This window comes from Helicobacter sp. 12S02232-10 (assembly GCF_002272895.1).
Classification (GTDB): Bacteria; Campylobacterota; Campylobacteria; order Campylobacterales; family Helicobacteraceae; genus Helicobacter_J.
In genome coordinates, this window is sequence record NZ_MLAQ01000001.1 from 215,505 (window position 1) to 228,738 (window position 13,234).

11 protein-coding genes are annotated in these 13,234 nt (G+C 34.5%); 8 read left to right on the plus strand and 3 right to left on the minus strand.

Annotated elements, in window-relative coordinates; all coding sequences use genetic code 11:
* Nucleotides 1-194 precede the first annotated feature (194 nt).
* The 3 genes from BKH41_RS01110 to BKH41_RS01120 are packed head-to-tail and all read right to left on the minus strand — an operon-like array spanning nt 195 to nt 2,213.
* Nucleotides 195-1,037 carry a bifunctional riboflavin kinase/FAD synthetase gene (locus BKH41_RS01110; RefSeq protein ID WP_095296578.1) on the minus strand — a complete coding sequence of 281 codons (843 nt, stop codon included), beginning with the start codon at nt 1,035-1,037 and terminating at the stop codon, nt 195-197.
* Nucleotides 1,003-1,716 carry a TlyA family RNA methyltransferase gene (locus BKH41_RS01115; protein WP_095296579.1) on the minus strand — a complete coding sequence of 238 codons (714 nt, stop codon included), beginning with the start codon at nt 1,714-1,716 and terminating at the stop codon, nt 1,003-1,005. Before BKH41_RS01115 ends, BKH41_RS01110 begins: the two co-directional genes overlap by 35 nt.
* Before the next feature lie 5 nt (nt 1,717-1,721).
* Complete coding sequence (locus BKH41_RS01120) at nt 1,722-2,213, minus strand: hypothetical protein (protein WP_095296580.1); 492 nt, start codon at nt 2,211-2,213, stop codon at nt 1,722-1,724.
* 99 nt (nt 2,214-2,312) lie between these two features.
* Here BKH41_RS01120 and BKH41_RS01125 point away from each other — a divergent pair, with 99 nt between their 5' ends.
* The 8 genes from BKH41_RS01125 (at nt 2,313) to BKH41_RS01160 (ending at nt 13,232) form a co-directional block, all read left to right on the plus strand.
* Nucleotides 2,313-3,185: an aspartate carbamoyltransferase catalytic subunit gene (locus tag BKH41_RS01125; RefSeq protein ID WP_095296581.1), complete on the plus strand. Its 873-nt coding sequence runs from the start codon at nt 2,313-2,315 to the stop codon at nt 3,183-3,185.
* A 145-nt stretch (nt 3,186-3,330) separates the two neighbouring features.
* Complete coding sequence (locus BKH41_RS01130; RefSeq protein WP_095296582.1) at nt 3,331-4,698, plus strand: outer membrane family protein; 1,368 nt, start codon at nt 3,331-3,333, stop codon at nt 4,696-4,698.
* Between the two features lie 201 nt (nt 4,699-4,899).
* Nucleotides 4,900-6,315, plus strand: coding sequence for an outer membrane family protein (locus BKH41_RS01135; protein ID WP_257875358.1), 1,416 nt, complete (start codon nt 4,900-4,902; stop codon nt 6,313-6,315).
* Nucleotides 6,316-6,455: 140 nt separating this feature from the next.
* Nucleotides 6,456-7,817, plus strand: a complete 1,362-nt coding sequence (locus BKH41_RS01140; RefSeq protein WP_095296583.1) for an outer membrane family protein — start codon at nt 6,456-6,458, stop codon at nt 7,815-7,817.
* Nucleotides 7,818-7,880: 63 nt separating this feature from the next.
* Nucleotides 7,881-9,245, plus strand: a complete 1,365-nt coding sequence (locus BKH41_RS01145; protein WP_095296584.1) for an outer membrane family protein — start codon at nt 7,881-7,883, stop codon at nt 9,243-9,245.
* Between the two features lie 43 nt (nt 9,246-9,288).
* Complete coding sequence (locus tag BKH41_RS01150; RefSeq protein WP_257875359.1) at nt 9,289-10,566, plus strand: outer membrane family protein; 1,278 nt, start codon at nt 9,289-9,291, stop codon at nt 10,564-10,566.
* Nucleotides 10,567-10,663: 97 nt separating this feature from the next.
* On the plus strand, nt 10,664-11,857 hold the full coding sequence (locus tag BKH41_RS01155; RefSeq protein ID WP_095296585.1) for an NAD(P)/FAD-dependent oxidoreductase: 1,194 nt from the start codon (nt 10,664-10,666) through the stop codon (nt 11,855-11,857).
* Between the two features lie 190 nt (nt 11,858-12,047).
* The gene (locus BKH41_RS01160; RefSeq protein ID WP_095296586.1) at nt 12,048-13,232 is read left to right on the plus strand and encodes an acetyl-CoA C-acetyltransferase; all 1,185 of its coding nucleotides are present in this window, start codon (nt 12,048-12,050) and stop codon (nt 13,230-13,232) included.
* Nucleotides 13,233-13,234 lie beyond the last annotated feature (2 nt).

The following is a 13,234-nucleotide window of genomic DNA, read 5'->3' on the forward strand; positions in this document are numbered from 1 at the left end:
ATCAAAATGCTTAGCAAAAAATATGCACAATGTGGAATATTTAGAATGAGCGTGTATTTAGTCAATCGCACGATCATTTCAATATTTTTAGGCAACTTATAAATAATTAATTTATGCTTGAATTCTACATATTGAAAATAAGTTTCAAGACCTTATTAAAATATTGAAAAATCTATACTGAAGTTCAAAATCAACTATAAACACCTTAAGATTTGTTTGGCATTTTGAATATCTGCACCAATTTGAGTTTTAAGCTCAGGAAGAGATTGAAAATGTTTATTGTCTCTGATCTTTTGAACAAACTCAATACGAATGCTTTTTTGATCCAAAACAATTTCTTTATCGAGCAAATGACTCTCAATCGAAAAATTTCTATCAGTACTCAAGCGATTCCCTACAAAAGATACAGAAGGAAAAACCTTCGATTGAATACGCGTTAAACTTGCATATACACCATTTCCAGGCAATACAAATAAGCGCGTTTTTATATTAATAGTCGGGTAAAGCTCCTTAGAACCTAAATTCTGTCCGGATACGACCTTACCAAAAAGTTCATAATTGCGCCCCAAAAGTTTATTTGCCAAAAAAATGTCTCCAAATCCGATCAATTCCCTAATGATGCTTGAATGTAAAGGAATGCCCTCAATTTTAATTTCAGGAACAATCACAACTTCACCCTTAAAAAGGCTTTTCAGATCATCAGCACCATAATTTTTATTTTTACCAAATCGAAAATCATAGCCCACGACAATTCTTTTTAAATGTGGTAATTTTTGGCACAAAAAATGGATAAATTCCTTACCATCCCAAGAATGAATTTCTTTGAATGGGAGGAGATAAGCAGGACAAGGAATCAGTTTTTGACGAATTTCCAAGGGCGTGATACACTCACTCCCAGCTTTATCAATCACAAGAGTACAACCATTTGTATCCAAAAGGTCAAAAAGCTTCCGATGGGCTAAATGCACCCCATCAAATTTCCCTATTGCCACACTAGTGATTTTAAGATTTTCTGATATGGAAAAAAAACTCTTCATTCCCTTCCTTTCCTCTCAATGATGATTTTTGAATATCGTAAATCTTGAGCCCCTTAGTATTAAGCTCGAGCGAAAATTCTTGCATTCTAGACGCAACGGCTTCTTTATCTAAAATGACACCTTTTTTATTCCTCTTTATTTTTTTACCCACTTCAAATTGAGGCTTAAACAGCAAAATATATTGATCGCTCAAAGAAATCAAAGAATCTAAAATTTTGCTCAAAGAAATAAAACTCACATCACATACAATCAAATCAAATTTTTTTAAGCTAGAAAAATTTCTAATATCACATCGTTCAAAAAGCTTTATTCTAGGATCTTTTCTTAATTCCATATCGAGCTGATCGCTTCCAACATCTACACAAGTCACTTCCGCAGCTCCTTTGCTCAAGAGAACTTGTGCAAACCCACCCGTACTTGATCCAACATCCAAAACATACCTACCTTCGCATACAATACCAATTTTTTCGATATAGTTCAAAAGTTTTTCTCCGGCTCTGCCAACAAAAAGCCTTTCGGTATTTAAGACAATCAACTCATTTGACTTTAAATCAATCTCAAAAGATGGTTTTAAAATGTAGCGATTATTGACACTCACCTTACCCTCAAGAATCAACGATTTAGCTTTTTCTCTGCTTTTGCAATATCCATTTTTTGCTAAATAATTATCTAGTCTCATTATTTCTAAAACTGCATTGGGATAGCCTGATAAGTAAAATCAAACGTTATTTTTCCAAAATTATAAACATCCATCACCAATTTTGCTTTCCTTGAAGCTAAAGAATCAAGCTTATTAAATGCAATTAAAAAACTTCTGCTCCATTTATTGGAGGAACTTAATATTGTATCATATTCATCTTTTTTGATTTCTCGCACCCAAATCGGAGGCTTTTTGAAAAGTGTAAAGCTAATGACACCATCATAAAAAATATCTTGTCTTTCACTGAAAACTTCGACAAAAAAATATTCTCTATTTCCATATATGACATTATCTACTTCGTTTAAATGAGTAGCTACAGCAACTACTACAGGCTTTTGATCCTTAATAATTTCACCTTTTCGACTTGCCTGTATTTTTTTCTCTACAATCACATCGGGCTTGTAACTATCTGTATAATAACTAGTGCAGCCCAAAAAAAACAGAATTCCCAAAAAGAAGACAAATATTTTATACATTGTTTAAAAAGCCTAATTTAATTTTGCGTGCAGAGTCTTTTATCAATTTACTTACGTTAAAATCATATCCAAATTTTATCATAAAAAACTGGAGTAAAAATGCGGCATCTGATACAAACAACTGATCTGGACACTGATGAAATTAATGAAATTTTAAAAAAAGCCAACGCTTATTTAAAAGAAGAAGCAACCCATACACTCAAAGGAAAAATGGCTGTCACGATATTTTTTGAAAATTCAACGCGAACCTTAAGCAGTTTTGAAATTGCTCTAAAAAAACTTGGTGCAAGCGTTGTAAGACTCGATGTAAGCAAAAGTTCCACCGCCAAAGGAGAATCCATATCAGACACAGCCGCAAATCTCAATGCTATGAAACCCAATGCAATCATCATTCGACATAAGAACGCTGGAGCAGGCGAACATTTAGCAAAATACGTTTCTTGCCCCATCATTAACGGAGGAGATGGCGCACACGCCCATCCTACACAAGCTTTGCTTGATTTGCTAACATTAAAAAATCATTTTAAAAACAATCTTAAGGGTAAAAAAATAGCCATTATAGGGGATATAAAAAATTCAAGAGTTGCCAATAGTAATATTGAGCTTTTGAAACGCTATGGGATGGAAATTATCTTAGTAGCCCCACCGCACTTCTTACCTCAAACCCGTTTAAAAACAACTTCCAATCTGCGCTCTATCATCAATGAAGTCAATGCTATTATGAGCCTTAGAACCCAAACCGAAAGACACGATACTCAAACATACGGCTCACTCAAAGATTACGCTTATGATTTTTGCATTACAAAAGAACTCATAAAAGACAAAGATATCATTATCCTACACCCCGGACCCGTCCATAGAAACGTCGATATTGAAGATGAAATACTCAAAGATCCAAGATGTAAAGTATTAGAACAGGTTACAAACGGTGTTGCCGTAAGGATGGCTGTAATGGAGCATTTTTTGTTATAAATATAAAAACACAATATGTGTAAAAAATTCACACAACGAAAACTTGCCTGCCTGCTTCAATAAAAACAAAAATAATTTGTGTTAGAATGGATACAATAAAGATAATTTTTATCTTATATATAATATTTTCTGAGGAGGATAGCATATGAAAAAATTATATTTTCATTTTGTTCTATTTGCTTTTATTGGGGTTTCTTCGCTTTACGCTTTTGATTACACAGTGAGTGGTAAAGCCGAATCTTTTTCGAAAATTGGTTTTAATAATACACCCATAAACTCAACAGAAGGCAAATATCCTACAGATAGTTTTGTAACCGTTGTGGGAGCACTGCAAGTTGATATGAATCTGCTCCCAAAATCAACAACATCTCATCGACTTACCGGAGGAATCGGGGGAATGATTGGAGGATTAGCTTATGATTCAACAAGAAATCTTATAGATACAGCAACGGGGCAACGCTTTGGATCGGTTATTTTTAACTATATTGGATATTGGGCGCAATACAATGGAACAGCACCTTGGCAAAGCCCTGATTATAATGTCGGAATGACTCAAAATACAAGAACTTATGTGATTTACAACGCCTATTTAGATTATGATTATGAAGGAGTTTTTGGAATCAAAGGCGGGCGCTATGAATCAGGTGCTGATTTTATGAGTGGTTTTACTGAGGGTTTTGAGCTTTATGCCAAGTTTTCAAAATTTAAACTTTGGTGGTTTAGTTCCTATGGAAGAGCTTTTGCCTATGATGAATGGCTTTATGATTTTTATGCCCCAAAAACCTATACTACCCCCGAAGGAAAAACAATTAACCTAGGGATTCACGCCTTTAAGGGAACCTATAGACACAACGGATTCAGCGTATCTCCGTTTATCTATTTTTCTCCAAAAACCTATACTGCCCCAAGCATTCAATTTGATTATGACACCAATCCAAATTTTGAAGGAATCGGATTTCGTTCTCAGACAACTGTAATTGGTCTTTTTGCCATTTTTGATCCAAGGGTTTATGATGTCAATCGATATGGCAATCCTACCGGAAAAAATGGTCAAACTCTTCTTATCAAACAAAGATTTGATATCGATAATTACAATATTGGAGGAGGTATTTATAAAAACTTCGGTAATGCCAACGCCCAAGTCGGAACCTATGGAAACCCTGTCGGGATTGACTTTTGGACTGCAAGTGCTTATGACATCGGTGCTTCTATCAGTGATATGATGGGTGAAGATGCTCTTACGGGATTTATCTATGGTGGCGGAGTGCACGGAGATTTTAGATGGGGGATCTTAGGGAGACTCACAACAAGCAAAAGAAGTAATGAACAAAGCATAGCTGCTAATATTGCTTATGATTTTACTCGATATGTCTCAGCAGGACTCAAATTAGAATATTTCAACGATCTTACAAAAGCTGGATATAAAGTTGGTGATACAGGTAGAGTTCCAGGTCAGCCTCAAAATATTTCAGACAGAAGCCATATGATGACTTTTATCCGAACAAAATTTTAATACTTCCAAAATAAATTGACACACTCATCCTGTGTTAATTTTTCAAATCATTATTTTTAGTCAAATAAAGAATATTTTATTACCAAAAATATTTTATTCACAATTATCAAGATTTTGTGAATAAAATATCAATATTTATCATTATTCGGATATAATCGGGATCTACAAAAAACATTATGCAAAAATCCAAAAGGAGAAAGAATGCTAAGAAAGAATATAAAACATCTGGTTGCTTCAATGCTGATGATGACCAGCGTGTATGGTTTTGATTACAAGGTCAGCGGGAGTGCAATCAATTTTTCAAAATTTGGCTTCAATAACAGCAGGATTGACGCAATGAAAGGACAATACCCCACAGAAAGTTTTGTAAATATCACCGGAACACTTCAAGTAGATGCACAACTTGCAGATGGCTTAAGTGCAGGAATTGGTGGAGCAGTCGGCGGGCAAGTATATGACTCAACCAAATTCGCAAAAAATGTCAATGGGGGTCTTGCAAGTCCTTATGGTTTGGGATATGAATATATGGGGGAATGGAACGGATGGTTCCCCGACTATTACACAAATGCCACAGCCCGCAATGCAAAAAACTACATTATTTATAATGCCTATTTAGACTACAAATACAACGATATGTTTCATATTATCGTAGGACGATATAAATCAGATATGGATTGGTTTTACCAATATACAGAAGGTGCCAAAGCAACGCTCAAATTATCTGACTTTACATTCTATGCTTTCACTTCTTGGGGAAGAGGAATAGCAGATGGCCAGTGGCTCTATAATTTTTATCGAGAAAAATACTACGGAGTCCATGCTTTAGGAGTTACTTACAATCATAAAGGTCTCACTGCCGAACCTTTTGTATGGTTCTCTCCTGAAACCTTTACAGCTCCAGGTGTTAAATTTATTTATGATACAGATCCAAACTTTGAAGGAAAGGGTTTCCGATCAAAAACTACAGTTATTGGAATGTATGTCTATCAGGCCAATAATGATAAATACGGCAGATACGCTCCCGCAAGATACAATACTTGGGATCCCTACCTTGATGGTGGAAAATGGAAGGGATTACAAGGACCTGGCGGAGGAACCATTCTTATCAAACAACGTTTTGACCTCAATAACTACAATTTTGGCGGGGGTCTATACATCAATATAGGGAATCCTAACCCCAACATAGGAACTTATGGAAACCCAATCGGTATTGAACAATGGACAGATAGTATTTACAATATCGGTTATGCTGGTATAAACAACATTACCGCCGCTGATGCTTTTACCGCATTTTTAAGAGGTGGGGCAAGCTATGGACAATTCAGCTGGGATATTGTCGGGAGAGTAACAACTGCTCCTAGAGCCAATGAACAAAGTTTAGCGCTTTATTTAGATTACCAATTCACCAATCATATCCAAGCAGGCATAAAACTAGAGTGGTTTGATTCAACTACAAAAGCAGGATACAATCCTGGAGCAGGCTATCTTGATAGAGATGGAAGCGTTATCAATCCCGCTACTGGTGTCGCTGATAAAGCAGCGGGAAGTTTTGGAATCGCAAAAAATATCACACAAGACAGAAGCCATATTATGACCCATATCAGCTATAGTTTCTGATAAAAAATATTTTTGTAACATTTAATTATGTTACAAAAATAAATCTTTCTTTCTTAAAATAATCCTACTTTACCTTTTTAATCTGTTTTTAATCTGTTCTAACATTAAATTAAAATTGTTTAATATTTGGAGGAGTGACAATGAAAATTTTGACAAAGAACTTACTAATAACAGGAATACTTATCTCTTTTGGCTATGCATTTGATTATAAAGTTAGCGGACAATTCCAAAATTCATCAAAATTTGGCTTCAATAACGATAAAATCAATCAAGATACAGGAAAATACCCAACGGATTCTTTTTCTGTTGTAACTGCCATCTTGGGAGTAGATATGAATCTTGGATACGGTTTTTATGCAGGATTGGCAGGTGCAGTGGGAGGTATGGTCTTTGACAATACTAAATTTCAAAGAACAGTAAATGGGGAAGTATTAAACCCTCAAGGATTGGCTTGGAATTATTTTGGTTTTTGGCCAGGACCTGATTACAGATCAGAAATATCAGCTCGAACTGCAAGGGATTATTTGGTTCAAAATGCCTTTATTGCCTATAAATACGAACAATATATTGAGATTAAAGCCGGAAGATTTAACATTCCTGGAGACTGGCTCAGCGGATATATTCAAGGGGTATCGCTTCAATCCTATGCAATTCCCCATACTCGAATTTGGGCTTTTACCACCAATCGCCGAGCAACCTTAGGGGGGAAATGGCTTAAAGATTTTAAATATATGAATCAAAACATACCCGTAGATAATGGCAGAGGCTTCTACGTATATGCACTAGGAGCAGATTTTAAATATAAAAACTTTAATATTCACCCCTATATTTATGCTCAAGATTCCCGTTTTATTGCACCAGGATTTCATTTCACCTATGATACAAATCCAAATTTTAAACTTGAGGGCTTTCGATCAAAAACTGAAATTATATTTTTAGATATGCGCCACATCGGTCCGGCGCTAAGCAAATCTAGTGCTTATAATAATTACGATATATTTTTATATCCAGGTCGCCAAGTTGCTGGAAAAGGCGGACAAAGCTTACTTATCAAGCAAACTTTTGAAATCAATAATTACAATGTTGGTGCAATGCTTTATAAAAATTTCGGGAATCCAAATGAATTTTTGACTCCCTATGGAGATCCGACCGGATTTGACAATTACGATAATAGTGTTTATGATAGCGCAGCTTGGAATGATGTATTTCGCCGAGATGCTATCAATGGATTTTTATTTTTGGGGGCGAAATATAATCGCTTAGGCTGGCAATTTTTAGCTCGCTATACCGATAGCCCCAGAGCAAGAGAGGAAGCAGTTTCGATAGGTGTCGATTATAAATTTCCGCTCAATTTTACTGCCGGCTTCAAAGTAGAATACTATAGCAACACAACATTTAAAGGTTATACCCTTGGTTATAGCAATAATAAACCAAAGCCTCTAGAGCAAAATGTCACTCAAGATCGAAGCTTTATATCCACTTATATTCAACATAATTTCTAATGCCGGCAAAAAATCAATTATGTTATAATAAAATATTAAGTAATAGTAAAGGGTACGAGACAGATGTTTATAAAAAAACGAATTTTTCTATTTTTTTTATTTGCAAAAATCGTATTTGGTCTTGATTATAATTTTTCTGGGAATATAGCAAATTATTCCAAATTTGGACTCAACCATTCCGTAATCAATGAAACAACAGGACAATATCCCACCGATAGTTTCTCTGTTTTATATGCTTTAGCCAATCTTGATATAGTAACCAAAAACCATTTCAATATGGGAGTTGGTTTTGCATTCGGAGGCATTATTTATGATTCCACAAAATATGATCGCGATGTAGAAGGAAAGCTTGTTAATCCAAACGGATTGGCATATAAATATCTTGGTTATTATCAAGGTTTTTATGCTCAACGAAAAGCCACCGCACTCAATACCAAAAACTATTATTTTTCAAACTTATATGCCGGATATGAAAATAGTTTTTTTAGTTTTAAAATCGGACGATTTTTGTTTAGAAATACCGACTGGCTTACAGGAAATCAAGAGGGAGCAGAAATTCATTTTAAAACTGATCATATCGATATATGGGGAGTAATGACGCATAAAAAAGCTTCTTTAGGAGGAAAATGGCTCAAAGATTTCAAATATATCAATTCTTCCAAAATGCCTACATTTGTTACAGGGGTTAAGATGAAATTTCAAAAATTTATCTTCAATCCATATGTCCAATCCCAACCCAACCTTTATCTTATGTCGGGGTTTAATCTAAGCTATGCAACAAGTTTTAATCTTTGGGGAACTCCCATCAATTCTGAAACAAGTTTGTTGAGTTTTTACATTCACCATACACCTATGGCTCAAAATCGAATTTCTGTTTATGACAACGGAGAAATACCTGTATTTGGACAAATTACCGTTCCCACGCTTCACGGCTACAAAGGGAGACGCGTGGGCAAAGGTGGAGAAAATTTTTTAATCAAACAAGTTTTTAAAATTTCTCAAAACGATCTTAAGCATCATTTTGGTTTTCAAATCTATAAAAACTTTGGGAATTCAAACGAATTTGTAGGTGGCTATGGAAACCCATTAGGGATAGATTTGAATGACAGCACCATTTATGATAGAGGAACGGCCAATAATGCCATCTTTGCCGATAATGCATTTAACAATATCGTGTTTTATGGAATTAAATACCAAAAATTTGATATGAATGTTGTTAATCGCTATACTACAAGTTCAAGAAGCAATGAAGAAAGTTTTTCTTTGAATATGGACTATCTTTTTGCAAATAAATTAAGTTTAGGGATTAACTTCACCTATTTCGATGACATTACCAAAAAAGGCTATCAGGTTTATCAAACGTATTTAGAGCATAATATTAAAGAAGACAGAAGTTATATTTCGACCTATATCAAACATACATTTTAAGGGATATTAACTATGGTAGGTACAATGAATTACGAGAGTCAAAATGAATAAAATTTTTAATAAAATCTTATTTTTTATGTGCGTAAATCTGCTTCCTCTTTTTGGTTTTGATATGAAAGTGACAGGACAAGCAAGCACTTTTTCAAAAATAGGCTTTGATGCCAAAAAATATGATCCAAATAAGGGTATTTATCCTACTGAAACTTATGCAACAATGATGGGTGAGCTTGATTTAGAAATGAATCTTGCCAAAGGTTTAAACATAATGGTTGGCGGAATGGTCAATGGCATTGTTTATGATTCTACAATTTGGCAGGGAGATGGTCCCCTTGCTACCGAATACATAGGTTATTGGGCAGGACATAGTGGTCAAACACTCCAATCCCCGAGATTTGCTATGATTCATAATGCCTATATCAGCTATGATTATGAAGGCATTTTTGGTATCAAAGCCGGAAGATATGAAACTCAAGGTTATGACTGGTTTAGTGCATTCAACCAAGGCGTGGAAGCGTATGCAAAATATTATGACACAAAAGTCTGGATACTCTATTCTGATGCTCGCGCTTCTGCTTATAATGACTGGTTCTGGCCTTATGGCAGATATTACACAAGTGGCGCTCCATTAATGGCAGGAGGCATTCAATACTCAAAAAATGGATTGAGTATTTCCCCCTATATTTATTATATTCCTGAAAATATGAGTGCTCCAGGTTTTAATATTACTTATGATACAAACCCTCATTTTAAGCAAGAAGGTTTCCGTTCAAAAACTACTATTGTCGCCCTTTTCCCAATGTATGAAAGAATAAATCCAACATCAAGAGATACTATAGTGTTTGGACAGCTACTCGGAAAAAATGCACAAACTTTATTCATCAGACAACAATTTGATATCAATAATTATAGTTTTGGAGCAATTCTTTATAAAAATTTTGGAAATGCCAACGGAAAAATAGGAATTTATGGAGATCCAATTACTTACAATGTTTGGACAGGCAGCGTTTATGATTCCGGACCCTCTCTTTCAAATATGATAGGCAAAGATGCCTTGAGTGGATTTTTGTATTTTGGCTCTCAAATTTTAAATTTTAAATGGCAGCTGCTTGGAAGACTTACTTCTAGTCCAAGAGCAAATGAACAAAGTCTTGCGCTTTATCTGAACTATACTTTCAGTGAGCATATAGATACTGGAATAAAAATCGAATATTTTAGGGATGTTACGCATAAAGGTTACTACATCGGAAATGGACCGATTCTTCAAAATGATAATATTTCAGATAGAAGCCACGCAATGGTGCATATTACCTATAGCTTTTAATCATATTTCTATAAATATTTTTACGTAAGAATTAATCTATTGTTTTAATTGGTATAAAATACTTTGCAAAATTAACAATACCTTTACAAGGAAAATAATGAAACAGGCAAAGATTCTTCTTTTGGGCGCAGGTTACGGCTGTTTGAGTGTTTTAAAAAATCTTCAAGAAAATACTTTGAAGCAAGCTAAATTCACTTTAATCAATAATAATGCCTATCATTATCATACAATATTATTGCACGAAGTCAGTTCAGGGGCAAAAAATCAAAGCACCTGCTATGATCTTAAAGAAATTCTTCCCAAAGAAGTGGGACTGATTGTCGATGAAGTCTTATCCATAGAAGAGACTAAAGTAATTACAAAAAATGGAACTTATGATTATGACTATCTGATTATAGGTTTGGGATTTCAATCTGATTCTTTCGGGATCAAGGGCATAGAAGAATACTCTTTAAGCATCACTTCTTTTTCAAGTGCATTGCATATCAAAAATCATATTCAAAAAAGACTTGAAACCTATCTTCAAAAAAAAGATAAAAATGACCTTAAATTCATTGTTTGCGGAGGAGGCTTTACAGGGATCGAATTCAGTGCTTCTTTAGCTCAAGAACTACATAAAAAAGCAAAAATTTTAGGTATCAATCCGAGTGATATAGAAATTTTTTGTGTTGAAGCAATGCCTCACATTCTTCCTATGTTTGACCAAAATATGAGCAAAATCGCATGCCAAAGACTTGAAAACTTAGGCATCAAAGTATTGGAAAATTCTAAAATTTTAGAATGTTTTCAAGATGGAATTTTGATACAAAATCAAGATGAAAATAAAAAAATCATTGCAAATACAATTATTTGGAGCGCAGGAGTAAAAGGTTCTAGCGTAATCCAAAATTCACCTTATTTTCAAAGCGAACGTAGCAAAATAAAAATCGATCATTTTTTACATCCCCTCCAAGAATTGCCTAATAAAAATAAAATATTTGTAGTCGGAGATTGCGGAGCACTTCAAGATCCCGTTACAAATCGATTTTATCCCCCAACTGCCCAAATTGCAACTAGAGAAGGAAAATATCTCAGCGAAGCCATTGAAGCAATACTTTCTGACAAAGATTTTGACAAACCTTTTACTTTTGCCTCTGGAAATAGTGTTTGTTCTTTGGGAAAAAATTATGCTTTAGGCACACTAGAAAATAAAAATATTTTTGGTTTTAAAGCATATATCCTCAAAAGAATCATCGAAAATATATGGAATCTCAAAATAAAGGGATTTTCAAGCCTATTTAAAAAAGACTGATCCATCTGTTTCTGTCTTTTTTCCCTGTCAAAATTTATCTGATCTCATTAATTATCTAAAAATGATAAAAACATTAAAAAATATTCATATTTGTTTCAAAAAGAAAAAATATATAAAATCAAAAATATTATTTTATTGACCCATTATTTTAAATAATGCTAGTATCTAAAAAAATTAAAGGAATCTTTATATGAAAGAAATTGTGATTGTGGCAGCCAAAAGGTCAGCTATCGGAAGTTTTGGTGGAAGCTTAAAGGATATTTCGGCTACAGATTTAGCAACGCAGGTTTTAAAAGCGACACTTAAAGACATAAATCTAGCTGCACAAGAAATAGACGAAGTCATTTTAGGTCAAGTATTACAAGCTGGAAGTGGTCAAAACACTGCCAGACAAGTTGCCATCAAAGCAGGATTGAATCAAAGTGTTTCAGCTTTCACAATCAATAAAGTTTGTGGTTCGGGATTAAAATCCGTTGCCCTAGCCTATCAATCCATTTTAATTGGTGATAATGACTTGGTTGTAGCTGGAGGGGTTGAAAATATGAGCCAATCCCCATATTTGCTTAAAAAAGCCCGCTTTGGCTATAAAATGGGTAATTCAGAACTCATAGATTCTATGATCTCAGATGGTTTGTGGTGTGCAATCAATGATTATCATATGGGACAAACAGCTGAAAATCTATGCAAATGCTATGACATTACTCGCCAAGAACAAGACGAATTTGCACTTAAATCCCAACAAAAAGCTCTCAAAGCTAGTCAATCAGGAAGATTTAAAGATGAAATTATCCCCATTGAAATTCCAGATAAAAAAGGCGTAAAGATTTTTGAAAATGATGAATTTATTCGAAAAGATGCCTCAATAGAATCTTTAGAAAAACTCAAACCTGCTTTTGCAAAAGATGGTAGTGTAACAGCAGGAAATTCTTCAGGAATCAACGATGGAGCAGCCATTGTTATTTTATGCAGCAAAGAAAAAGCTCAAAAACTAGGACTCAAACCTTTAGTTAGCATTCAAGGATTTGCAACTGCAGGAGTTGATCCTAGCATTATGGGCATAGGTCCTATAGAAGCAAGTAAGAAAGTTTTACATAAAACAGGATTAAATTTAGATCAGATCGATCTCATTGAGGCAAATGAAGCGTTTGGGGCTCAGAGTCTTGCTGTTGCAAAAGATTTGAATTTTAATCCCGATAAACTCAACGTCAATGGAGGTGCAATTGCGTTAGGACATCCTATAGGTGCAAGTGGCGCAAGAATCCTTGTAACCCTGATTCACGAAATGCTTAAACGAAAGTCTGTCTATGGACTTGCAACGCTCTGTATTGGTGGCGGACAAGGAATTGCAAGTATTGTAAAATCTTGTCAATCGTAAAA

Excerpts from the sequence above, each read along its gene's own strand:
- BKH41_RS01110 (WP_095296578.1), bottom strand. The coding sequence starts at position 1,037 with ATGAAGAGTTTTTTTTCCATATCAGAAAATCTTAAAATCACTAGTGTG.
- BKH41_RS01140 (WP_095296583.1), top strand. The coding sequence starts at position 6,456 with ATGAAAATTTTGACAAAGAACTTACTAATAACAGGAATACTTATCTCT.
- BKH41_RS01125 (WP_095296581.1), top strand. The coding sequence starts at position 2,313 with ATGCGGCATCTGATACAAACAACTGATCTGGACACTGATGAAATTAAT.
- BKH41_RS01150 (WP_257875359.1), top strand. The coding sequence starts at position 9,289 with ATGAATAAAATTTTTAATAAAATCTTATTTTTTATGTGCGTAAATCTG.
- BKH41_RS01120 (WP_095296580.1), bottom strand. The coding sequence starts at position 2,213 with ATGTATAAAATATTTGTCTTCTTTTTGGGAATTCTGTTTTTTTTGGGC.
- BKH41_RS01135 (WP_257875358.1), top strand. The coding sequence starts at position 4,900 with ATGCTAAGAAAGAATATAAAACATCTGGTTGCTTCAATGCTGATGATG.
- BKH41_RS01115 (WP_095296579.1), bottom strand. The coding sequence starts at position 1,716 with ATGAGACTAGATAATTATTTAGCAAAAAATGGATATTGCAAAAGCAGA.
- BKH41_RS01160 (WP_095296586.1), top strand. The coding sequence starts at position 12,048 with ATGAAAGAAATTGTGATTGTGGCAGCCAAAAGGTCAGCTATCGGAAGT.
- BKH41_RS01155 (WP_095296585.1), top strand. The coding sequence starts at position 10,664 with ATGAAACAGGCAAAGATTCTTCTTTTGGGCGCAGGTTACGGCTGTTTG.
- BKH41_RS01130 (WP_095296582.1), top strand. The coding sequence starts at position 3,331 with ATGAAAAAATTATATTTTCATTTTGTTCTATTTGCTTTTATTGGGGTT.
- BKH41_RS01145 (WP_095296584.1), top strand. The coding sequence starts at position 7,881 with ATGTTTATAAAAAAACGAATTTTTCTATTTTTTTTATTTGCAAAAATC.